This window comes from Streptomyces sp. NPDC020747, from assembly GCF_044334695.1.
Lineage (GTDB): Bacteria > Actinomycetota > Actinomycetes > Streptomycetales > Streptomycetaceae > Streptomyces.
This window is the reverse complement of sequence record NZ_JBIRTJ010000004.1, coordinates 403938-426627: the sequence shown is the minus strand read 5'-3', so window position 1 is coordinate 426627 and position 22690 is coordinate 403938. Positions and strand designations below refer to the sequence as shown.

Here is a 22690-nt window from a genome sequence, read left to right as displayed (position 1 = left end):
GTGGATCCGGCCGGATCCACGCCGTCGCCGTCATCTACGCCGTCGTCGTCCGTGCCGCTTCCAGTGCCGCCGCCAGGCGCTCCGGGTCGCGGGTCGACAGGTACAGGTACGGGGTCGGGTCGGCCGGGTCGGTGACCTCCACGCGCAGCGCCGTGGGGATGTAGGAGCGCAGGAGCATGAAGGCGCGTGTGTCGGCCTTGAACGTGCGCCAGGCGCGCGTCTCCTCCGGGTCGAGGACATGGGCCTCGCCGAGCGCCGAGACCGGGATCTTCGCGTCGCCCGCGATCAGGGAACCGGCCACCACACGGATCCGCACCGAGCCGTACGAACTGGCCGCCACCGCCGCGACCGCCGTGCCGCCGACGAGGCCTCCCAGCAGGGGAAGCGTGCCGAACGGCAGCAGGATCAGGGCCATCGAGAGGCCCACCAGCAGGCTGATGAACCACCAGGAACGGGGCGCGGTCAGACGTTCTTCGTACGGCGAGGCGGAAAGCTGCATACGGCCTAGCCTGCCACGGTGCGTGCGCGGCGCTGACGCGGAGGTAAGGTCTGCGCCTGTGAGTGGTACATCTTCAGCTCTGCGGCCCCCGGCCGACGCCGTGGCGCCGGTGAGGCATCCCGACGCGCCCGCGCCCGGCGAGCTGCTCGGCGCGCACTACGGCGAGTGTTTCGGCTGCGGCGGGGAGCAGCCGCACGGACTGCACCTGGAGGCCCGCGCGGGCGACGGGGTGCGGATCACCGCCGAGTTCACCGTGAAGCCCGCCCACCAGGGCGCTCCGGGCCTCGCGCACGGCGGAGTCCTGGCGAGCGCCCTCGACGAGAGCCTCGGTTCGCTGAGCTGGCTGTTGCGCGCCATCGCCGTGACCGGACGGCTGGAGACCGACTTCGTACGGCCCGTGCCGGTCGGCACCGTGCTGTATCTGGAGGCCGAGGTCACGGCGGTGGCGGGGCGCAAGATCTACTCGTCCGCCACCGGACGGATCGGCGGCCCGGACGGGCCCGTCGCCGTCCGCGCGGACGCCCTGTTCCTGGAGGTGAAGGTGGAGCACTTCATCGACAACGGCCGCCCGGAGGAGATCCGTGCGGCCATGGACGACCCCGACCAGGTCCGCCGTGCCCGTGCCTTCGAGGTGAACCCGTGACCCCGACCCCGACCACGACTCCCGTGGGCGTGCTGATCAAGCGCGTCGATCCGGACGTACCGCTTCCGGAATACGCGCACCCCGGTGACGCCGGCGCGGACCTCCGGACGACGGAGAGCCGCGTACTGGAACCGGGCGAGCGGGCCGTGCTGCCCACGGGAGTGTGCATCGCGCTTCCTGAGGGGTACGCGGCCTTCGTGCACCCGCGTTCCGGGCTCGCCGCCCGTTGCGGTGTCGCCCTGGTGAATGCCCCGGGGACGGTTGATGCCGGGTACCGTGGGGAGATCAAGGTGATCGTGGTGAATCTCGACCCGCGCGAGTCCGTGCGGTTCGAGCGCTTCGACCGGATTGCCCAACTGGTCGTCCAGCAGGTCGAGAAGGTGCGCTTCCAGGAGGTGGCGGAGCTTCCCGACTCGGCGCGGGCCGCAGGGGGCTTCGGGTCCACCGGCGGGCATGCAGCCGTGGGCGGCACAACGGGTGGGAATCGATACGCTTCGGTCGTATCCGACCGGGAAGGACAGTGACGTGTTCGGACGTCGCAAGAAGGGCAGTGCCGCCGAGGACGCGGCGGGCGAGGCCGAGCAGGTCGCCGACAGTGTCGGCGCTGAGGCGGACGACGCGGAGCGCGAGCGCGTGAGGCTTGAGCCCGAGCCGCGCCCCGACGGCCCCTGGGACAGCACAGAGGTCCGGGATCCGGCCGAGGGCCGGGTCGACCTGGGCGGTCTCTTCGTGCCCGGGGTCGACGGCATGGAGCTCCGGGTGGAGGTCGCGGGCGACGCCATCGTCGCGGCGACCGTGGTGCTCAAGGACAGCGCCGTCCAGCTGCAGGCCTTCGCCGCCCCCAAGCGCGAGGGCATCTGGGGCGAGGTGCGCGAGGAGATCGCCACCGGCATCACCCAGCAGGGCGGTGTCATCGACGAGGTCGAGGGCCCGCTGGGCTGGGAGTTGCGCGCTCAGGTACCGGTACAGCTGCCGGACGGGACGGGCGGCTTCCAGGTCGTCCGGTTCATCGGCGTGGACGGGCCCCGCTGGTTCCTGCGCGGAGTGATCTCCGGCCAGGGCGCCGTGCAGCCGCAGAGCGGCGGTCTGCTGGAGCAGATCTTCCGCGACACCGTGGTGGTCCGCGGTGAGGGCCCGATGGCTCCGCGCGACCCGATCGTCCTGAAGCTGCCGGACGACGCGCAGATGGTCGCCGAGGGCGTCCAGCAGGAGGAGCAGGCCGGTTCCCGCTTCTCCGGCGGCATGGGGCAGTTGCAGCGCGGACCGGAGATCACCGAGGTCCGGTAGCCCCATACACGAAAGCGCGGCCACGGAAATAGGGCCACGGAAGCAGGGCGTTGGGCCGCACTCCCCTTCGAAGGGGAGTGCGGCCCAACGCCGTTTCCCGGGATCTCCCCTCAGGCGGCGTCCGGGATCCACGAGCCGTGGATCATCGCCGGTACACGGCGCGGCAGACGGACCGTCGCGACCGGCGCTCGGTGTGGGGCTGTGCCGCGAGGCGGCGGGACAGGAGGGGAGTCAGCGCGGCGCCGACGGCGAGTGCGGCCGCCGAGAAGGGGAAGGCGAGCCGGTAGCCCTCGGTGAGGGCCGCCGCGGGGGAGTGGTGGTGCGCGGCGGCCGTACGGGAGGCGGCGAGGGTGCCGAGGACGGCCAGGCCCACGGCTCCGCCGATCTGCCGGGTGGTGTTGACCAGGCCGCTGGCCAGACCCGAGTCGGTGGGCCGTACGCCGGTCACGGCGGCCCCGGTGAGCTGGACGAACGCCGTGCCGAGGCCGAGGCCGATCACGAGGATCGGGCCGAGCAGGTCGGCCGGGTAGCTGCCGTCCGCCGTGATCCTGGACAGCCACAGCAGTCCGGCGGCCTGGGTGAGCAGGCCCGCGGCGAGCGTGACGTGCGGCCCGAACCGGCGGGCCAGCCGCGGGGCGAACCAGGAGCCGAGCATGTTCGCCGCCGCCAGGGGGAGTTGGGAGAGGCCGGTCTCCAACGGTCCGGCGCCGAGGACCTGTTGCTGATAGAGCGGCAGGAAGAAGAACAGGCCGACCCACACGGCGCCGAGCAGTGTCATCACGAGGTTGGCGGGTGCGACCAGCCCCTCCGACGACAGGCGCGGTGGCAGCAGCGGAGCGGGGTGGCGCCGCTCGACCAGGAGGAACAGCGCGAGCAGCACGGCCGCGGCGCCCAGGGAGCCGAGCACTCAGGGGTCGGTCCAGCCGGAGCGTCCGGCCGACGTGAGCCCGTACACCAGCGTGACCAGTCCGGCCGTGACGGTGAGCGTGCCGACGAGGTCGAGCCGCCCGGGAGCGCCGTCGTCGGGCGGTGAGGCGGGGACCAGCACCAGGGTGGCCGACGAGCACGGCGGCCGCGCCGAGCCCGGACACGTGGAAGACCCACGGCCGGCCCAGGCCCTCGGTGAGCACCCCGCCGAGCAGGACTCCGGCGGCTCCGCCGGCGCCGGACACCGCGCCCCAGACCCCAATTGCCTTGGCGCGCCCGGGTCCTGGCGGGAAGAGCCGCATGACCAGGGAGAGCGCGGCGGGCGCCACGGCGGCGGCTCCGACGCCCTGTGAGGTGCGCGCGGTGATCAGCGTCCACGGGCCGGTGGCGAGGCCCGCGGCGACCGATGCCGCGGTGAACAGCGCGAGGCCTCCGAGGAGGACGCGGCGTCTGCCCACCAGATCGGCGGTCCGTCCGCCCAGCAGGAGCAGCGCTCCGAAGGCGAGGCCGTAGGAGTTCACGACCCAGGACATGCCGGTGTCCGACAGCCCGACGCCGTCACGGACCGCGGGCAGGGCGACGTTGACGACGGACGTACTGAGCGCGACGGCGAACTGGGCGGCGGCGAGGACCGCGAGTGCGGCGCCGGGGCGCACCGCCCTTGCTCCCTTTCGCGTGCTGGACATCGGGTTCCCCTTCTCGCGGGTTGCTGTGAGGTCCTGTGAGTTCTTGGGCGTGACGAGTGTGTGTGGCTGACCACTCACTCTTTGACTCGAAAAGAGGCGGAGCTGTCGGGTCGGGTGTGAAAGGCGACCCCTTGCCCCGCCGCGGTGGGCTCGTCAGTAGTGCCGGATGCCCGCCGTGAGTGTGCGCGTCCATGGGGCGTCCACTTCCTGCGCCTCCATCGACACCACGAGATGGCAGAGCATGCCGACGGCGAAGAACTCCTGGACCTGCCGGTCGTCGCCCCCGGAGGCGCCGCGCACGTACTCCACCGTGCGGGCGTACCCCGCTCGCACGGCGTCCCGGATCGCGGGGACGGAGACCGCGGCCGCCTGGGCGTGCAGCTGGACGAGCAGTAGGTCGTTGTCGCTGATCAGGCGGGCGTAGGCGTCGCCCATCGACGAGAGCACCGCCTCCGGTGAACTGCCCTTCGCCTCGGCCGCGCCCCCTTCCAGGCTCTCCCGCACCCTGACGAAGCAGTGCTCGACGACCGCGGCGAACAGGGACTCCTTGTTCGGGAACAGTCGGTAGACGTATGCCTGGGAGATGCCGGCGGCCTTGGCCACCTCCGTGGTCGTCGTGCCGAAGTAGCCCCGCGAGGCGAAGGCGCCGATGGCGGTGCGGAGCACCGTCTCGCGGCGCTCCTCGGCGGTGGACAGGTGGCGGCGTCGTTCCGTCTGCATGTGAGTACTCAACCACTCACACTTTTTCGCCGTCAAGGGCGGAGTCGCTCGTCACGCTGAAGTAAGTAAAGAAACGTCCGAATCGGAACCCGCGAGTGGCTACGCTGCGTCACCCAGGGCGGAGCTGGCGCCGAGCCGTCAACTCGCCTGTATCACCCACGACTTGCCGACCGACCTACGTAACAGAGCACGGGAGCCCGGATGGGTACGAACTGGATCGAGAAGGCGCAGCGGCTGGGCGACGGGAGCGTCGGAGGCGCGATGGATCATCCGTCGGTCCCCGGCCGTGTCGTCTGGCACACCACGGAGAGCGGCGCTGGCGACGCCGCGTTCCGTTCCGTGACGGCGCACCTGATCAGCGTCGCCGCCGAGCCGCACCTGCTGTACGACCCGACGACCGACCGGCTCGGCCAGTTCGGCCCGCTGAACGCGAGCGCCCGCGCGCTGCGCAACGACGGTTCGACGAGGACCAACCGCGTCGGGAAGGTCTGCATCCAGATCGAGGTGCTCGGGCGGGCGGGCAAGCCGTTCACCGCCACCTGGAAGCCGGGGCCCAACTACCGGGCCATGATGGCCGCGATCCGCTCCTGGAAGATCCCGGACACCTTCCCGGCCGGCCGTCTCGCGACCTCGGGCGCCGACGCGACCAACCGCCCCCGGACGATCTGGATGAGCAAGGGCGGCCACTACGGCCACGCCAACATCCCGGGCAACGACCACTGGGACCCGGGCGACATCGACAAGTCCGCCCTCTTCGAGGCGGCCCCGGCCGGACAGCCCGGGGCGGGCGGCGGTACGCCGTCGAAGCCGGTCGTCGACCTCAGCAACGTCGTCGCCGCCGCGCGTCGCGACCCGGGGCTGCCCCAGGGCGGCATGACCCACAAGGCGGACGTCCTCGTCGTCGAGAAGGCCCTCGTCGCCGAGGGGTTGCTGCCCGCCCAGTGGGCCGACGGTTCCTTCGGCAGCAGGACCGTCGAGGCGTACGCGTCCCTCCAGCGCCGGTACGGCTTCAGCGGTGCCGACGCCAACGGCATCCCGGGCCGGACGACGCTGAAGAGGCTCGGCAAGGAGCAGGGCTTCACGGTCAAGGACTGACTCCTGGCGCGCGGCCCGTGGGGCTCCGGACGTCGTCCGGAGCCCCACGGGCCGTTGTCGTTCCCCGCCTCTTCCCCCGCCTTCCTCCGCTCCTTCCCGCGCTTCTTTTCTGCTGCCTTTTCTCTTGACGTGAAATTGGTCCGTACCTATGGTCACGGCCAACGCCTGTGTTCATAAAGGCATTCCGTGTTCACATACGAGAACGGATGTCCCCACAATGCCGAACACCCCGGTACCCCCACGTCACAGCCGCAGATCCCGCCTCGCGCTCCTCGCGACCGTCGCCGCACTCCTGGCAGGCGCCCTCGCCTGGCCCGCCGCCGACCGAGCCGAGGCGGCTCCCGCCACCTTCGCGCACCCCGGAGTCACCGTCTCCCGCGGCCAGTTGGACTTCGCCCGGCAGCAGGTCAACGCCGGCGCACAGCCCTGGAAGGGCGCGTACGACCAGATGCTGGCGAGCAGGTACGGCTCGCTCACGCGAACTCCCAAGCCCCGGGCGGTAGTCGAGTGCGGCCCGTACTCGAACCCCAACAACGGCTGCACCGACGAGCGCGAGGACGCGATCGCCGCGTACACCCAGGCCCTCGCCTGGTACGTCACACGGGACGCGCGGTACGCGAAGAAGGCGATCGAGCTGATGGACGCCTGGTCCGCGACGATCCGGGACCACACCAACAGCAACGCCCCGCTGCAGACCGGCTGGGCGGGCTCGTCCTGGCCCAAGGCCGCCGAGATCATCAAGCACACGTACGACGGCAACTGGGCGAACTCGGGCCGCTTCGCGACCATGCTGCGCACCGTGTACCTCCCCGAGATCATCAACGGCTCGCACTCCAACGGCAACTGGGAGCTGTCGATGATGGAGGCCGCCGTCGGCATCTCCGTCTTCCTTGAGGACAGGGCGTCGTACGACAAGGCGATGGCGAAGTTCCGCACCCGTACGGCCGCGTACGTGTATCTGTCCTCCGACGGCGCGCTGCCGAAGACCGTGCCGAGCCAGAACCTCGACACCGCACAGAAGATCATCAACTACTGGCAGGGGCAGTCGACCTTCGTCAACGGGCTCACGCAGGAGACCTGCCGCGACCTCACGCACACCGGATACGGCATCTCGGCGATCTCGCACACCGCCGAGACCAGCCGTATCCAGGGCCAGGACCTGTACGGCACCGACGTCGGGGAGCGGCTGCGGCACGCGCTCGGCTTCCAGGCCAAGTATCAGCTGGGCGAGGTGCCCCCGAGCTCGCTGTGCGGCGGTTCGCTGAATCTCGGGCTCGGGCCCGTCACGGAGGTGGGCCACAACGCCCTGAGCAACCGCCTCGGCCATGCCATGACCAACACCGATCGGCTGACGCGGCAGAACCGTCCGGCGGGGAGCAACAACCTCTTCGTCGCCTGGGAGACGCTCACGCACGGCGACAACCCGAACTGAGACGTTGCCCGACCGGGCGCCGGACGGTGATACTGGCGCCCGGTCCACGGGGGAGGGTCATGAGCCAGGTCGTCACCGAAACGATGGTGCGCGTCGAGAACGTCCACCGCTCGTACGGCAGCGGAGCCACCGCCGTACACGCCCTGCGCGGCGTCTCGTTCGACATACCGCGCGGTGAACTCGTCGCCCTCAAGGGGCGGTCGGGGTCCGGCAAGACCACACTGCTCAACCTCGTCGGCGGGCTCGACGAGCCGGACGACGGTCGGATCACCGTCGACGGGCTCGACCTCTCCGGGCTCGGAGAGAACGGGCTGCTGGAGCTGCGCCGGGACCGTATCGGCTTCGTCTTCCAGTCCTTCGGTCTCATCCCGATCCTGACGGCCGCCGAGAACGTGGGCGTGCCGATGCGGCTGCGCCGGGCCGACCCCCGTGAGCGCGAGGAGCGTGTCGAGCTGCTGCTCTCCCTGGTCGGGCTCGCCGACCACGCGGCGCAGCGGCCCGGCGAGCTGTCCGGCGGGCAGCAGCAGCGCGTGGCCATCGCCCGCGCCCTCGCGAACGAGCCCGCGCTCCTCATCGCCGACGAGCCCACCGGCCAGCTCGACGCCGAGACCGGTATCGCGGTGATGGAGCTGTTGCGGGCGGTCGTCCGCAGTGAGCGGGTCACCGCGCTCGTCGCCACCCACGACGCGGCCCTCCTGGACCTCGCCGACCGGGTCCTGGAGCTGAGCGACGGCGAGATCGTCGAGCACTGAGGCCCGGAGGGATCGGCGGCGCGTCAGGGCTCTGTCAAAGACGTCCCGCGTACCACTCCTCACCCCATTTGTCAGGATTGTTGGCCGTAAGGTCGACGCAGCGTGCGCAGTGCGTTTTGGGAAGACAATGGGGCCATGGGACGCGGCAAGCTTCGGATCTACCTCGGTGCGGCACCGGGCGTCGGCAAGACGTACGCGATGCTGTCCGAGGCGCACCGCCGCGTCGAGCGGGGCACGGACTGCGTGGTGGCCTTCGTCGAGCACTACGACCGGCCGCGCACGGAGGTCATGCTGCACGGCCTGGAGCGGATCCCCCGCCGGGAGATCCCCTACCGGGACACGGTCTTCACCGAGATGGACGTCGACGCCGTCCTGGAGCGCGCCCCGGCCGTCGCCCTGGTGGACGAACTGGCCCACACGAATGTTCCCGGCTCACGGAACGCCAAGCGCTGGCAGGACGTCGAGGAACTCCTCGCCGCCGGAGTCGACGTCGTCTCTACGGTCAACATCCAGCACCTGGAGTCGCTCGGCGACGTCGTCGAGTCGATAACGGGAGTACGGCAGCGCGAGACCGTCCCGGACGAGGTGGTGCGCCGGGCCGACCAGATCGAGCTGGTCGACATGTCTCCGCAGGCGCTGCGCCGCCGGATGGCGCACGGCAACATCTACAAGCCCGACAAGGTCGACGCGGCCCTCTCCAACTACTTCCGCCCCGGCAACCTCACCGCCCTGCGCGAACTGGCCCTCCTCTGGGTCGCCGACCGCGTCGACGAGTACCTCCAGCAGTACCGCGGTGAGCACGGCATCCGCTCCACCTGGCAGGCCCGCGAACGCATCGTCGTGGGCCTCACCGGCGGTCCCGAGGGCCGTACGCTGATCCGCCGAGCCGCCCGGCTGGCGGAGAAGGGCGCCGGCGGCGAGGTCCTCGCCGTCTACATCGCCCGCAGCGACGGCCTGACCTCCCCCTCGCCCAAGGAACTCGCCGTCCAGCGCACCCTCGCCGAGGACCTCGGCGGCACCTTCCACCACGTCATAGGGGACGACATCCCGTCCGCGCTGCTGGAGTTCGCCCGCGGGGTCAACGCCTCCCAGATCGTGCTGGGCTCCTCCCGGCGCAAGGCCTGGCAGTACGTGCTCGGCCCCGGAGTCGGAGCCACGGTCGCCCGGGAGTCGGGGCCCGACCTGGACGTGCACATCGTCACGCACGACGCGGTCGGCAAGGGGCGCGGGCTGCCGGCCGCCCGGGGAGTGCGGCTCGGCCGGTCCCGGATCATCGCGGGCTGGCTGGTCGGTGTGGTCGGGCCGGCCCTCCTCGCGCTGCTGCTGACCCATGGCGCCTCGAACCTCGGGCTCGCCAACGACATGCTGCTCTTCCTGACGCTGATCGTCGCGGCGGCCCTCCTCGGCGGGCTGCTCCCGGCGCTCGCCTCGGCGGCCCTCGGCTCGCTGCTGCTGAACTACTACTTCACCCCGCCGCTGCACCGGATGACCATCGCGGACCCCAAGAACATCGTCGCCATCGTGATCTTCGTGGGCGTCGCGGTGTCGGTGGCCTCCGTGGTGGACCTGGCCGCCCGTCGAACCCAGCAGGCCGCCCGGCTGCGGGCCGAGTCCGAGATCCTCTCCTTCCTGGCCGGCAGCGTCCTGCGCGGCGAGACCAGCCTGGACGCCCTCCTCGAGCGGGTCCGCGAGACCTTCGGCATGGAGTCGGTGGCCCTGCTGGAGCGGGAGAGCGACGTCGATCCGTGGACCTGCGCGGGCAGTGTCGGCCCGCACCCGCCGACGCTCCCCGAGGACGCGGACGTCGACATGCCGGTCGGCGACCACACCGCGCTCGCCCTCTCCGGCCGGGTCCTGCCCGCCGAGGACCGCCGGGTGCTCGCCGCCTTCGCCGCCCAGGCCGTCGTCGTCCTGGACCGCAAGCGCCTCCAGGAGGAGGCCGAGCAGGCCCGCGCACTCGCCGAGGGCAACCGCATCCGTACGGCGCTGCTGGCGGCCGTCAGCCATGACCTGCGCACCCCGCTGGCCGCCATCAAGGCCGCCGTGTCGTCCCTCAGGTCCGACGACGTGGCCTGGTCCGAGGAGGACGAGGCCGAGCTCCTGGAGGGCATCGAGGCGGGCGCCGACCGGCTCGACCACCTGGTCGGCAACCTCCTCGACATGTCCCGCCTGCAGACCGGCACGGTCACCCCGCTGATCCGTGAGATCGACCTCGACGAGGTCGTCCCGATGGCGCTCGGCGGCGTACCGGAGGACAGCGTCGAGCTGGAGATCCCCGAGACGCTGCCCATGGTCGCCGTCGACCCGGGCCTGCTGGAGCGCTCGGTGGCCAACATCGTCGAGAACGCCGTCAAGTACGGCCCCGCCGGCGAGCGGGTCCTGGTCGCCGCCAGCGCGCTCGGAGACCGGGTGGAGGTACGTGTGGTGGACCGTGGCCGCGGGGTCCCGGACGAGGCGAAGGACCGTATCTTCGCGCCCTTCCAGCGCTACGGGGACGCCCCGCGCGGCGCCGGTGTGGGCCTCGGCCTCGCGGTCGCCCGGGGCTTCGCCGAGGCCATGGGCGGCACCCTGGACGCCGAGGACACCCCCGGCGGCGGCCTCACCATGGTCCTCACCCTCAGGGCGGCCCCCGCCCACCCGACACCCCTCGTGGACGTCACAGCACTCGTACAACCGGAAAGGCAGGCTTCATGACCCGCGTCCTCGTGGTCGACGACGAGCCGCAGATCACCCGAGCCCTCGTGATCAACCTCAAGGCACGCAAGTACGAGGTCGACTCGGCCCCCGACGGCGCCACGGCGCTCCAGCTCGCGGCCGCCCGGCACCCCGACGTCGTCGTGCTCGACCTGGGCCTGCCCGACATGGACGGCGTCGAGGTGATCAAGGGGCTGCGCGGCTGGACCCGCGTCCCGATCCTGGTGCTGTCCGCCCGGCACTCCTCCGACGAGAAGGTCGAGGCCCTCGACGCGGGCGCCGACGACTACGTGACCAAGCCCTTCGGCATGGACGAGCTGCTCGCCCGTCTGAGGGCCGCCGTCCGCCGGGCCGAACCCAACGGGGGCGACGAGGAGGACGTGATCGTCGAGACCGAGGACTTCACCGTCGACCTGGCCGCCAAGAAGGTCAACCGGGACGGCCGCGACGTGCGCCTCACGCCCACCGAGTGGCACCTCCTGGAGGTGCTGGTGCGCAACACGGGCCGCCTGGTCAGCCAGAAACAGCTGCTCCAGGAGGTCTGGGGCCCCTCCTACGGCACCGAGACGAACTACCTGCGGGTCTACATGGCCCAGCTGCGCCGCAAGCTGGAGACGGACCCGGCGCATCCCCGGCACTTCATCACGGAGCCGGGGATGGGATACCGGTTCGAGAGCTGAGCCCTGAGCCGGCCGGGGGTCCGGGGGTCGCCCCCGGGGGAAGCAGCATCACGGAGCCGGGGATGGGATACCGGTTCGAGAAGTGAGCCGGTGCGAGAAGCGCGTCGGGCCGGGTCGTACGCCGATTCGGGTCGTACGCCGGTTCGAGTGGCGGCACCAGGGGTACGTAGACGTCAGCGCCCCCCGGTACGCTTCGGATATGAGCGCTGTTCCTCGTTCCGAAAAGCCGGCGGGCCGGTTCCGGCGGATGATCGACCGGCTCTCCTCGTCCCAGCAGGACCTGGAGTCGGAGGAGCTGCGCGAGGACACGGAGACCGCGGGCTGTACGCGTATCGGTGACTGCCGCGACCGACAGGTGGTCACCGTTACTGGTACCTTGCGCACGGTCACCCTGCGCCCGAGGGCCGGTGTCCCGGCCCTGGAGGCCGAGCTGTTCGACGGTTCGGCCGCGCTGGACGTGGTGTGGCTCGGCAGGCGCTCGATAGTGGGGATAGAACCGGGGCGCAAGCTGATCGCATCGGGCCGGATCTCGCTGAGCCGGGGCCGCCGGGTGCTGTTCAATCCCAAATACGAACTCAGACCCCTCGGACGGGAGTAGCCGGTGACGTCGCTCGACAAGCCGACCGAAGACGCCCAGCGGGATTCGCGGGCGGTGACCGAGGCCGCGCTCTTCGAGGCGTTCGGCGGTCTGCGGGGCATGATCGAGACGGTCCTGCCGGGCCTGCTCTTCGTCACGATCTTCACGATCAACAAGGACCTGCACTCGGCGGCCATCGCGGCCCTCGGCGTCTCGATCCTCCTGGTCGTGGTCCGCCTGGTCATGAAGGACACCGTCAAGCACGCCTTCAGCGGCGTCTTCGGTGTGGCCTTCGGCGTGGTCTTCGCGATGATGACGGGCAACGCGAAGGACTTCTACCTGCCGGGCATGCTCTACACGCTCGGACTCGCCCTCGCCTACATCATCACGACGCTCGCGGGAGTTCCGCTGATCGGGCTCATCCTCGGCCCGGTCTTCAAGGAGAACCTCTCCTGGCGTACGCGCAATCCGGGGCGCAAGACGGCGTACGCGAAGGCCAGTTGGGCCTGGGGGCTCATTCTGCTCGCCAAGTGCGCGATCCTGTTCCCGCTGTACTGGTGGGCAGACACGACTCAGTTCGGCTGGGTCCTGATCGCCCTGAAGATCCCGCCCTTCCTGCTCGCCGTCTGGCTCACGTGGGTCTTCCTGGCGAAGGCTCCGCCGCCGATTGACGTCTTTGCCGAGATGGAGGCGGAGGAGCGGGCCGAGAAGGAGCGGGAAGCGGCGGCTCGGTCTGCCGATTAGGCACCGGTGCCTGTGTGGGCCGCTGGGGGCGCAGCCCCCAGACCCCCGCTATCGGCCTGAACGGCCTCGTCCTCAAACGCCGGACGAACTGGATGGTGCCGGACCAAGCGGTGAAGCGCTGCCGGGCCACCTCGAAAGTGATGCCGGACCAAGCTGACAAGTGGAGGGGCGCTCGGAGACATCTCCGAGCGCCCCTCCACTTGTCTCCCGTACGCCGGCCGTCAGCTCGACGCGTCCTCGCGACGCACCGACAGCAGGTCCTCCAGCTGTTCCTCGCGGGCCTGGGCCGCCACGAAGAGGAGTTCGTCGCCCGCTTCCAGAGAGTCCTCCCGGGTGGGGGTGAGGACCCGGGTGCCGCGGATGATGGTGACGAGGGAGGTGTCCTCGGGCCACTCCACATCGCCGACCTGGGTGCCGGCGAGAGCGGACTCCGGGGGCAGGGTCAGCTCGACGAGGTTGGCGTCGCCGTGGCTGAAGCGGAGCAGGCGGACCAGGTCGCCGACGCTCACCGCCTCCTCGACCAGGGCCGACATCAGACGGGGGGTCGAGACGGCCACGTCCACGCCCCACGACTCGTTGAACAGCCATTCGTTCTTGGGGTTGTTGACACGGGCGACGACCCGCGGGACCCCGTACTCCGTCTTGGCGAGGAGCGACACGACGAGGTTCACCTTGTCGTCGCCCGTCGCCGCGATGGCCACGTTGCACCGCTGCAGCGCGGCCTCGTCCAGCGAAGTGATCTCGCAGGCGTCGGCGAGCAGCCACTCCGCCTGCGGGACGCGCTCGACCGAGATGGCGGTCGGCGCCTTGTCGATCAGCAGGACCTCGTGCCCGTTCTCCAGGAGCTCGCCCGCGATCGAGCGGCCCACCGCACCGGCACCGGCAATGGCGACCCTCATCAGTGACCGCCTTCTTCCTCGGGGCCCTCGGCGAACGACGCCTCGACCTTCTCGACGTCGTCCGTACGCATCATCACGTGCACCAGATCGCCCTCCTGCAGCACCGTCTGCGAGGTGGGCAGCACCGCCTCACCCAGTCGGGTGAGGAAGGCCACGCGCACACCGGTCTCCTCCTGGAGCCGGCTGATCCGCTGGCCGACCCACGCCGTGGACGCGTGCACCTCGGCGAGCTGCACCCCGCCCGTGGGGTCGCGCCACAGCGGCTCGGCGCCCGACGGCAGCAGCCGGCGCAGCATCTGGTCGGCGGTCCAGCGCACGGTGGCGACCGTCGGAATGCCCAGCCGCTGGTAGACCTCGGCACGGCGAGGGTCGTAGATACGCGCCGCGACGTTCTCGATGCCGAACATCTCGCGGGCCACCCGGGCGGCGATGATGTTCGAGTTGTCGCCGCTGGAGACGGCGGCGAAGGCGCCGGCGTCCTCGATGCCCGCCTCGCGCAGGGTGTCCTGGTCGAAGCCGATGCCGGTGACACGACGGCCGCCGAACCCGGAGCCCAGTCGTCGGAAGGCGGTGGGGTCCTGGTCGATCACGGCGACCGTATGCCCCTGTTGCTCCAGGGTCTGGGCAAGAGCGGAACCCACTCTTCCGCAGCCCATGATGACGATGTGCACGACCGTCCTTCCGGTGTGAAAAATTGCTGCTCAGGCTGACACGCCAAGACAGCGTCTCAGACCGACGCCCAAGCTACACACGCGCGGTCCGCGGGCGGCAACCCCCGTGCACGATCGCCCGCGGGATCCCGGCGGTCAGCGGCGGCTGATGCTGCGGACGCTGACGAGAGTGAGGATCCCGAGGCCTACGAGTCCGGCGGCGGCGCCGATGAGTTCCGCGGTGGTGTGCATGGAACCTCCATGAAGTGGCAAGGGGCGGCAAAGTTCTGGCTTTTTTCATATAGGCATGCGGCTTTGCCCAGCGGTGGAATCCGCAACCGGGCCCGTACGGGATTTCACTCGGAGGGCAGACGAAGGACGGCCGCTCCGTCCTCCGAACGACGCCGAGGGCGGGGGAGGGTGGGCGTGGCCGTGTTCGACCGCTTACGATCCTCTGCGTGTCCAAACTGACCGACGTGCCCAAACGGATCCTGATCGGGCGCGCACTGCGCAGTGACCGGCTCGGAGAGACACTCCTGCCGAAGCGCATCGCACTCCCCGTCTTCGCTTCCGACCCGCTCTCCTCCGTGGCGTACGCGCCGGGAGAAGTGCTGCTCGTCCTGTCCATCGCGGGCGTGTCGGCCTATCACTTCAGTCCCTGGATCGCCGTCGCGGTCGTCGTGCTGATGTTCACCGTTGTGGCCTCGTACCGGCAGAACGTGCACGCCTACCCCAGCGGCGGCGGCGACTACGAGGTCGCCAACACCAACCTCGGCCCCAAGGCCGGCCTCACCGTTGCCAGCGCACTGCTCGTGGACTACGTCCTCACGGTCGCCGTGTCGATCGCGTCCGGCATCGAGAACCTCGGCTCGGCGATCCCGTTCGTCGTCGAGCACAAGGTGCTCTGCGCGGTCGCCGTCATCGTGCTGCTCACGCTGATGAACCTGCGCGGCGTCAAGGAGTCCGGGAAGCTCTTCGCGATCCCGACGTACGTCTTCGTCACGGGTGTCTTCCTGATGATCGCGTGGGGTGCCTTCCGCGGGCTCGTCCTCGACGACACCATGAAGGCGCCCACCGCCGACTTCGAGATCAAGGCCGAGCACCAGGGGCTCGCGGGCTTCGCCCTCGTCTTCCTGCTGCTGCGCGCCTTCTCCTCCGGCTGTGCCGCGCTCACCGGCGTCGAGGCGATCTCCAACGGCGTCCCGGCCTTCCGCAAGCCCAAGTCCAAGAACGCGGCGACCACCCTCGCGGCCATGGGCCTGCTCGCCGTCACCATGTTCTGCGGCATCATCGCCCTGGCCATGGTGACCAACGTCCGCATGGCGGAGAACCCGGCCCACGACCTGCTGAAGAACGGCGTCGAGGTCGGCGCCGACTACGTCCAGAACCCGGTGATCTCCCAGGTCGCCGAGGCCGTGTTCGGCCACGGCAGCTTCCTGTTCATCGTGCTCGCCGCGGCCACCGCGCTCGTGCTCTTCCTCGCCGCGAACACCGCGTACAACGGCTTCCCGCTGCTCGGCTCGATCCTCGCGCAGGACCGCTACCTGCCGCGCCAGCTGCACACCCGCGGCGACCGGCTCGCCTTCTCGAACGGCATCGTGCTGCTCGCCGGCGCGGCCATCCTGCTCATCTGGATCTACGGCGCCGACTCGACGCGGCTCATCCAGCTCTACATCGTCGGCGTGTTCGTGTCCTTCACGCTCAGCCAGACCGGCATGGTCCGGCACTGGAACCGCCACCTGGCCACCGAGAAGGACCAGGCCAAGCGCCGCCACATGGTCCGCTCCCGGGCCATCAACGCGTTCGGCGCCTTCTTCACCGGCCTGGTCCTGGTCGTCGTCCTCGTCACCAAGTTCACGCACGGCGCCTGGGTCGCACTGCTCGGCATGGTGATCTTCTACGCCACGATGTCCGCGATCCGGAAGCACTACGACCGGGTCGCCGAGGAGATCGCCGCGCCCGAGGGCCCGTCCGACGACAGCGTGCGCCCCTCCCGCGTCCACTCCGTCGTGCTGATCTCGAAGATCCACCGCCCGACACTGCGGGCCCTCGCGTACGCCAAGCTGATGCGCTCCGACACTCTGGAGGCGCTCAGCGTCAACGTCGACCCGGCCGAGACGAAGGCCCTGCGCGAGGAGTGGGAGCGGCGCGGCATCGACGTACCGCTGAAGGTCCTCGACTCGCCCTACCGCGAGATCACGCGGCCGGTCATCGATTACGTGAAGGGGCTGCGCCGCGAGTCCCCGCGCGACGCGGTGTCGGTGATCATCCCCGAGTACGTGGTCGGCCACTGGTACGAGCAGCTGCTGCACAACCAGAGCGCGCTGCGGCTCAAGGGGCGGCTGCTGTTCACGCCGGGCGTGATGGTGACGTCCGTGCCGTACCAGCTGGAGTCGTCCGAGGTGGCCAAGAAGCGGGCCCGCAAGCGGCAGGACTGGAACGCGCCGGGTTCCGTGCGGCGCGGACCGGCCGAGGACCGGCCGAAGGAGCCGTCGTCCCCGAAGCGCTGAGAGGCAGGGGGCCCACGGGCTTGTGGTGAGCGGTCGGGCGGTGTCCACGTAGACTGGTGGGCTGTTGTCCGGCCGTTCCCCATTTCGCATCTGGAGTCACCCCGCCATGCAGGCAGAACCGAAGAAATCGCCGGCGGGGTCGCTCGTGGGTCAGGAGTACGAGGTCGAGATCGGCCCCGTCGCGCACGGCGGGCACTGCATCGCCCGTACGGACGCCGGCCAGGTCCTCTTCGTACGGCACGCGCTGCCCGGCGAGCGGGTCGTCGCGCGGGTGACGGACGGCGAGGAGGACTCGCGCTTCCTGCGGGCGGACGCGGTGACCGTGCTGGAGGCGTCCAAGGACCGCGTCGAGGCGCCCTGTCCGTACGCCGGTCCGGGCCGCTGCGGTGGCTGCGACTGGCAGCACGCCAAGCCGGGCGCGCAGCGGCGGCTCAAGGGCGAGGTCATCACCGAGCAGCTGCAGCGGCTCGCGGGCCTCACCCCGGAGGAGGCCGGCTGGGACGGCACGGTGATGCCCGCCGAGGGCGACAAGCTGCCCGCCGGCGAGGTCCCCGCCTGGCGTACGCGCGTGCAGTACGCGGTCGACGAGGACGGCAACGCCGGTCTGCGCCGCCACCGTTCGCACGAGGTCGAGCCGGTCGAGCACTGCATGATCGCGGCGCCCGGGGTCTCCGAGCTGGGCATCGAGGAACGCGACTGGTCCGGCATGGAGTCGGTCGAGGCGATCGCGGCGACCGGCTCGCAGGACCGTATGGTGATCCTCGAACCGCGGCCCGGCGCCCGCCTGCCCCTCGTCGAACTCGACAAGCCCGTCTCCGTGATGCGCGTCGAGGAGCACGACGGCGGTATCCACCGGGTCCACGGCCGCGCCTTCGTCCGCGAGCGCGCCGACGGCCGTACGCACCGGGTCGGCAGCGGCGGCTTCTGGCAGGTCCACCCGATGGCGGCCGACACCCTGGTCAAGGCCGTCATGCAGGGCCTGCTGCCGCGCAAGGGCGACATGGCCCTCGACCTCTACTGCGGCGTCGGCCTCTTCGCCGGCGCGCTGGCCGACCGCCTCGGCGACAAGGGCGCGGTCCTCGGCATCGAGTCCGGCAAGCGCGCGGTGGAGGACGCCAAGCACAACCTCGCCGCGTTCGACCGCGTCCGCATCGAACAGGGCAAGGTCGAGGCCGTCCTCCCGCGCACCGGCATCACCGAGGTCGACCTCATCGTCCTCGACCCGCCCCGCGCCGGCGCCGGCAAGAAGACGGTCCAGCACCTCGCCTCCCTCGGCGCCCGCAAGATCGCGTACGTCGCCTGCGACCCGGCGGCGCTGGCCCGCGACCTGGCGTACTTCCGGGAGGGCGGCTACCGGGTACGGACGCTGCGGGCGTTCGATCTCTTCCCGATGACGCACCATGTTGAGTGTGTCGCGATCCTTGAGCCGGTCGCCAAGGGCTCCTGACCTGCGGCGATGTTGCCGAATCGGAACCGAAGGCCCGTATCGACGGTATGGGCGGGAATCCCCCTGGCATCAGCGAGGCTGAGTGCCATTTACGGTCGGCATGGCCGCGATTCGGTCATCCTCTCTTGCCGGCAAAGGGGCCGCCGTCGCCGAACGCGAGCCGTGCGAAGTTCTCGCCGATGCGGCGGTGTCCGGCGGGGTCGGGGTGGACCTCGTCGGGCAGCGGGAGTTCGGCGTAGTCCTTCTCGCCGTAGAGGTCGCGGCCGTCGAGGTGGTGCAGGTTCGGGTCGTCGGTCGCCCGTTGTTCGACGATTCGGGCGAGTTCGTCGCGGATGATGTTGAGTGTCAGGCGCCCGGCGGCGCGTTCGGCGGGATCGCCCGTGGCCTTGAAGCGCAGGGTGACGCCGTCGAAGTCGGGCGCGAGGGGGCCCGGTGTCGAGGAAGCCGTGGACCGCGGGGGTGAAGGCGCGCAGGCGCATGGCGTCGGTGTTGACGACGTTGATGCCGATTTTGAGGCTGATCAGGTCCGCGGGGGTGTCCCGTATCGCACGGGCGGTGAACGGGTCGAGCAGCGCGCTGCCACTGAACCCCAGGTTGACCAGTTCCACCCCGCCCCTGTTCGCGGCCAGGGTGGGCCAAGTGGCGGTCGGGTGGGTGGCGTTGGAGCCGTGGCTGATGGAGCTGCCGTGGTGCAGCCACACTTTGCGGCCGTTGTCGGGTGCCGGTTCGACGGGGGCGTCGGTGCGCAGGGCGATCAGTTCGGTGATCTCCGTGTGCGGAAGCCAGATCTCGATGTCCTTGTCACGCGCGGGCAGTTCGGCGAACCGGGCGGTGCCGGCGGGCCCCTCGGTCAGTTCGGCGGACTGGGTGGCCATGTCGACGATGGTGTGTACGTTGCCGCCGGTCACCGTGGTCTGGGCGGCGAGGCGGCCGTCGACGAGCAGGTCGTACACGCCGTCCGCGGGGGCCGGGAAGCCTCGGTGGACCCGCTTGGTGGGCAGTGTGTCCAGTTCGATGGTGGTGGCCCTGGTGCGGAAGACCAGCCGCACGCCGGAGGGCTGGGCCTCGGCCACGGCGAGTTGGTCGTCGGGGATCTGCCGGCGGGCCCGGGCGGGCAGGCGGTGCGGCAGCAGGCCGTGTGGGGTGGGTTCCAGGTCGAGGAAACCGCGCAGCATGTCCGCGGTGACAGGTGTGGTGATCCAGTCGTGTCCGGTGTTCATCGCCTCAGCCTCGGGTCGTGGTCCAGGTGCGCAGCAGAGTGTCGAGGGAGTCCAGGGTCCAGGCCCAGGACTCCTGCGAGGGGACGGCGGTGTGGCTGAAGCCTCCGGCCATCTCCAGGCTGACGTAGCCGTGGAAGACGCTGACTTCTTGACACATGGGGGTATCAGGGCGTCGTAGCAGGTCACTGACCGCAACGGGCTGGAAGGTGCGAGTAGCGGTACGCGCAGGCGGCAGGGTCTGCGCGAACCAGCGATCCCTGCCTTCGTGCCAAGGGAGCCCTCAGGTTCGAAGGCGCTGTTCTCCGGGCGCAGGACGGTCTCTTGGTGCCCGTGTAGAAGAAGGCCCCGTTCAGCACCTCGAAGTCGTCTGGCAGCGACGTCCTGGCCGGCGCTGTCATGCCGAACTGACTGATCTTGACCGAGCCGACGCCCCTGATCTCGCCGCGCGCGTCGGGCAGGGCATGGTCCGGCGGGCGGCCGGTGTCCGCGGCCGCGGCGTCCGGTCTGCCAGGCGGTCAGGACTGGCTCGACCAAATCCCAACGGGCAGACGGGACAGTCGCCTCATCGCCTCTTGGGCACCGTCAGTTTCCTTTCCGGAATACGGACTTGGTCCGGCGACGTCGGACAGCGCCATGAGATGGTGCTCTCGCCGGTGAGGCGGCGGAGCTACCAAAGCCCCTTACTTCATGCGCGCGCAGCCGCCAACTGACCCGATACAGCACCTTGTTCGATCAAGAGTGAACGCGCAATCGACATGGCAACGGCTCGTCAGTCGGCCAATTCCGCGAGCAGACGCAGTGCCTCATGCGACCGGCTGCTCGACTCTGCGGAATAGACCACCAGCTGCTGTCCCGGTGCGGAGGGCACCAGAAACCGTTCGAGATCGAGCGTGAGGGTACCGGCCCGCGGGTGCGCGATCGTCACCCTGCCATTGGTGCGGCCCCCGACATCATGCCTGGCCCAAAGACGTCGGAAGCTCTCGCTGCGCATGGACAATTCGCCTACCAGCGCCTCCAGGTCCGGGTCGTCGGCCTCCGTGCCGGCCAGCCCGCGCAGGCACGCCACGAAGTCCTGACGCGGATCCGGTTCGACCAGGAAGTTGTCCGGCTCCAAAAACACGGTTCGGACGAGGTTGGTCCCTGGTGTGTGCGCGGGCGACAGGGCCTGGGCCAGCGGATTCGCTGCCAGCACCAGGAACGTATGGGTCTGCACAAACGCGGGTGTCGCCGGCCAGGAGTCGATCAGCCGAGCCAAGGTGGGAGACACCCTGGGGCGGGGAGCACGCACGCGCGAACGCGGGACAGAATTGGCGAGCGTGAACAAGTGCGTGGTTGCGGACTCGTCGAGCCGCAGAGCCTGAGCGAGTGCCCGGAGGATTTCCGCAGACGGCCGCCGGTCACGGCCCTGTTCGAGACCGAGGTAGTAGTCCACGCTGATACCGGAGAGTGTCGCGACTTCCTCGCGGCGCAGGCCGGGCACCCGCCGACGTGCGGTCTCAGGAAGGCCGACATCCGCAGGGCGCACCAGCTCGCGACGAGCCCGCAGATAATCGCCCAGCAAGTTCACGGTGCGGTCGTCCATGAGGGCAAGGGTAAGCCGGAACGAGCCCCGGACCCTGGTGCCGGCAGTACCAGGGTCACGGCTCACTTCCTCTGCCGCGACCGGGGACCTAGCGTCGGATCCATGCAAGCAGAAACACTTGACGGCCTGACCGCCGTCGTCACCGGCGCCAGTTCCGGCGTCGGCGCAGCCGCGGCACGGCAGATGGCCGCAATGGGTGCGTCAGTCGTAGTCGTGGGCCGTGCGGTGACCAGAACCCGCGCTGTCGCCGACGAAGTCGGTGGCACCGCTTTCCCTGCGGACTTCGCGCGCTTCAGCGAGGTGCGCGAACTCGCTCAGCACCTGATCTCCCACATGCCGCGGATAGACATCCTCGTCAACAACGCCGGCATCGTTTCACCTAAGCGGGAAACGACGTCAGACGGTCATGAATTGACCGTGCAGGTCAATTTCCTCTCTCCCTTCCTGTTGACATCGCTTCTCTGGGAGAAGCTCCTCCAGGCTCCCTCCGCCCTTGTCATCAACACCGGCTCCAGTCTCTACCGGTTCGGAAAGCTCAACCCGGACGATCTGGACCAGAAACGGAGCCGTTACGCACAGATGCGCTCGTACAACGCCTCGAAGCTGGCAAGTGTCGTACATGCCGCCGAGATCAACCGCCGGGCACCGGACACAATGACCGCTGTTGCGTTCCACCCCGGCACCGTCCGCTCCGGCCTCGACCGCAACTCCGCACTGATCACGGCAGCGAAGTCAAGCCTGATCGGTCGGTACCTGACGCAGTCACCGGAGGAGGGCGCCGAGCCGATTGTCAGGATCGCCACCACCGACCGCAGCAAACTGAGAGACGTCTTCTACAACCGGCTTGAGCCGGAGCCACTGCGCGCCCCTGCCGCGGACGCGGATCTCGGTGCCCGACTGTGGCAGCGGGCCCACGAGCTCACCCACGCATCGACATGACAGTCCCTGCCGAGACGATGCCCTATCCGGCAGATCCTGGGTGGCGGTGGTGAACCGTACGGTCATCGGCGACTCCTCCTACGAGTGGGCCCACGGCATGCGCTCCCAGGATCGCCTGGGCAGACCGCTGCCTCCGGAGACAAAATCCGGCTTCCTCAAGGTGCCTCGCGCCTTCCTCCGCGACCTGCACGGATGGGAGTGGCTGGAGGGCGTGGGGGTGGTCGGCAGGTACTGGACGGCACGGCCGACATCGGGGACGTACGTGGCCCTGTACGCCGTACGTCGTCCAGGAACTGTGAACCGGATAACCGGCGGCGCAGTGCCATTCCCGCATCGGCTGACAGAGAGGGGTACGGGCACGGCCGCTGTCGGAGGGTCCTCCCCCCCATACGGCGTGGACGATCTCGGCGGTGGTGACAAGGCGCCCGCGCCGCAACAGCATCGCCCCAGCACCACACGCTGCTGGGGCGATGCGAGGGTCAGCTCCTCCTTGCCGCGCCACACCCGGAGTGGCCCCAGTACCGCGAACCGCAGGGGGACTTCGGCAACTTTCTCCACATCCTGACCGGGTCCGCGGCGACGGGGCCGGCCGTCCTTGACGGAGCGGCGCGCGGGCTCCGTTCCGACTCGCCGTGTCTCTCTCAGGCGCTCGCGCCTCGCGCTTCCCCGTCGCCGCTTCCCGTAGTACTTCCGCAGCCGCTGGGCAG

20 protein-coding genes and 3 pseudogenes are annotated in these 22690 nt (G+C 70.1%); 13 read left to right on the top strand and 10 right to left on the bottom strand.

From position 1 onward, the window contains the following. Positions 1-34 precede the first annotated feature (34 nt). Positions 35-499, bottom strand: a complete 465-nt coding sequence (locus ACH4YP_RS14610) for a DUF3093 domain-containing protein (protein WP_055615447.1) — start codon at positions 497-499, stop codon at positions 35-37. A 58-nt stretch (positions 500-557) separates the two neighbouring features. Here ACH4YP_RS14610 and ACH4YP_RS14605 point away from each other — a divergent pair, with 58 nt between their 5' ends. The 3 genes from ACH4YP_RS14605 to ACH4YP_RS14595 are packed head-to-tail and all read left to right on the top strand — an operon-like array spanning position 558 to position 2429. Further along, positions 558-1142: a PaaI family thioesterase gene (locus ACH4YP_RS14605; RefSeq protein WP_398490763.1), complete on the top strand. Its 585-nt coding sequence runs from the start codon at positions 558-560 to the stop codon at positions 1140-1142. Then, a complete protein-coding gene (gene dut, locus ACH4YP_RS14600; protein ID WP_361055297.1) occupies positions 1139-1666 on the top strand; it encodes a dUTP diphosphatase in 528 nt (175 codons plus the stop codon). The genes ACH4YP_RS14605 and dut overlap by 4 nt, the downstream gene beginning before the upstream one ends. 1 nt (position 1667) lies before the next feature. Continuing rightward, entirely contained in the window at positions 1668-2429 is a 762-nt protein-coding gene (locus tag ACH4YP_RS14595; RefSeq protein WP_361055294.1) for a DUF3710 domain-containing protein, read from the top strand. A 142-nt stretch (positions 2430-2571) separates the two neighbouring features. Here ACH4YP_RS14595 and ACH4YP_RS14590 read toward each other — a convergent pair whose 3' ends face one another. From ACH4YP_RS14590 to ACH4YP_RS14575, 4 genes and pseudogenes are all read right to left on the bottom strand, one after another. Beyond that, positions 2572-3336: an MFS transporter gene (locus ACH4YP_RS14590; protein WP_398490762.1), complete on the bottom strand. Its 765-nt coding sequence runs from the start codon at positions 3334-3336 to the stop codon at positions 2572-2574. Then, positions 3337-3477: a hypothetical protein gene (locus ACH4YP_RS14585; protein ID WP_361072103.1), complete on the bottom strand. Its 141-nt coding sequence runs from the start codon at positions 3475-3477 to the stop codon at positions 3337-3339. Positions 3478-3562: 85 nt separating this feature from the next. Beyond that, positions 3563-4042 (bottom strand): annotated as a pseudogene (locus ACH4YP_RS14580) (MFS transporter); the annotation flags it as partial. 153 nt (positions 4043-4195) lie between these two features. Then, positions 4196-4762 (bottom strand): TetR/AcrR family transcriptional regulator, encoded by a 567-nt coding sequence (locus tag ACH4YP_RS14575; RefSeq protein ID WP_143638208.1) that lies wholly within the window; start codon positions 4760-4762, stop codon positions 4196-4198. A gap of 201 nt (positions 4763-4963) precedes the next feature. On the opposite strand from ACH4YP_RS14575, the gene ACH4YP_RS14570 reads away from it, so the two are divergent. From ACH4YP_RS14570 to ACH4YP_RS14540, 7 genes are all read left to right on the top strand, one after another. Beyond that, positions 4964-5857: a peptidoglycan-binding protein gene (locus tag ACH4YP_RS14570; RefSeq protein ID WP_398490761.1), complete on the top strand. Its 894-nt coding sequence runs from the start codon at positions 4964-4966 to the stop codon at positions 5855-5857. 217 nt (positions 5858-6074) lie between these two features. Next, a complete protein-coding gene (locus ACH4YP_RS14565) occupies positions 6075-7289 on the top strand; it encodes an alginate lyase family protein (protein ID WP_398490760.1) in 1215 nt (404 codons plus the stop codon). A 59-nt stretch (positions 7290-7348) separates the two neighbouring features. Further along, positions 7349-8041: an ABC transporter ATP-binding protein gene (locus ACH4YP_RS14560; RefSeq protein ID WP_361072112.1), complete on the top strand. Its 693-nt coding sequence runs from the start codon at positions 7349-7351 to the stop codon at positions 8039-8041. A 135-nt stretch (positions 8042-8176) separates the two neighbouring features. After that, positions 8177-10735, top strand: a complete 2559-nt coding sequence (locus ACH4YP_RS14555) for an ATP-binding protein (RefSeq protein ID WP_398490759.1) — start codon at positions 8177-8179, stop codon at positions 10733-10735. Further along, positions 10732-11415 (top strand): response regulator, encoded by a 684-nt coding sequence (locus tag ACH4YP_RS14550; RefSeq protein ID WP_398490758.1) that lies wholly within the window; start codon positions 10732-10734, stop codon positions 11413-11415. Before ACH4YP_RS14555 ends, ACH4YP_RS14550 begins: the two co-directional genes overlap by 4 nt. Positions 11416-11614: 199 nt before the next feature. Beyond that, entirely contained in the window at positions 11615-12013 is a 399-nt protein-coding gene (locus tag ACH4YP_RS14545; protein WP_361072121.1) for an OB-fold nucleic acid binding domain-containing protein, read from the top strand. 3 nt (positions 12014-12016) lie between these two features. After that, a complete protein-coding gene (locus ACH4YP_RS14540; protein ID WP_055615459.1) occupies positions 12017-12736 on the top strand; it encodes a DUF3159 domain-containing protein in 720 nt (239 codons plus the stop codon). A 221-nt stretch (positions 12737-12957) separates the two neighbouring features. Here ACH4YP_RS14540 and ACH4YP_RS14535 read toward each other — a convergent pair whose 3' ends face one another. Continuing rightward, positions 12958-13635 (bottom strand): TrkA family potassium uptake protein, encoded by a 678-nt coding sequence (locus ACH4YP_RS14535; RefSeq protein WP_361073032.1) that lies wholly within the window; start codon positions 13633-13635, stop codon positions 12958-12960. After that, positions 13635-14306 carry a TrkA family potassium uptake protein gene (locus tag ACH4YP_RS14530; RefSeq protein ID WP_055615461.1) on the bottom strand — a complete coding sequence of 224 codons (672 nt, stop codon included), beginning with the start codon at positions 14304-14306 and terminating at the stop codon, positions 13635-13637. Before ACH4YP_RS14530 ends, ACH4YP_RS14535 begins: the two co-directional genes overlap by 1 nt. 437 nt (positions 14307-14743) lie before the next feature. On the opposite strand from ACH4YP_RS14530, the gene ACH4YP_RS14525 reads away from it, so the two are divergent. Both ACH4YP_RS14525 and ACH4YP_RS14520 read left to right on the top strand, forming a co-directional pair. Beyond that, on the top strand, positions 14744-16795 hold the full coding sequence (locus ACH4YP_RS14525; RefSeq protein ID WP_361073035.1) for an APC family permease: 2052 nt from the start codon (positions 14744-14746) through the stop codon (positions 16793-16795). 106 nt (positions 16796-16901) lie between these two features. Further along, positions 16902-18242: a class I SAM-dependent RNA methyltransferase gene (locus ACH4YP_RS14520; protein ID WP_361073038.1), complete on the top strand. Its 1341-nt coding sequence runs from the start codon at positions 16902-16904 to the stop codon at positions 18240-18242. Positions 18243-18357: 115 nt separating this feature from the next. On the opposite strand, the pseudogene ACH4YP_RS14515 reads toward ACH4YP_RS14520, so the two are convergent. From ACH4YP_RS14515 to ACH4YP_RS14505, 3 genes and pseudogenes are all read right to left on the bottom strand, one after another. Beyond that, positions 18358-19462 (bottom strand): annotated as a pseudogene (locus ACH4YP_RS14515) (GDSL-type esterase/lipase family protein). A gap of 4 nt (positions 19463-19466) precedes the next feature. Then, a pseudogene (locus ACH4YP_RS14510) lies at positions 19467-19604 on the bottom strand (TetR-like C-terminal domain-containing protein); the annotation flags it as partial. Between the two features lie 627 nt (positions 19605-20231). Beyond that, a complete protein-coding gene (locus ACH4YP_RS14505) occupies positions 20232-21044 on the bottom strand; it encodes a helix-turn-helix domain-containing protein (RefSeq protein WP_398490757.1) in 813 nt (270 codons plus the stop codon). Positions 21045-21146: 102 nt separating this feature from the next. On the opposite strand from ACH4YP_RS14505, the gene ACH4YP_RS14500 reads away from it, so the two are divergent. Further along, positions 21147-21983 carry an SDR family NAD(P)-dependent oxidoreductase gene (locus tag ACH4YP_RS14500; RefSeq protein ID WP_361067451.1) on the top strand — a complete coding sequence of 279 codons (837 nt, stop codon included), beginning with the start codon at positions 21147-21149 and terminating at the stop codon, positions 21981-21983. The last annotated feature ends 707 nt before the right edge of the window (positions 21984-22690 follow it).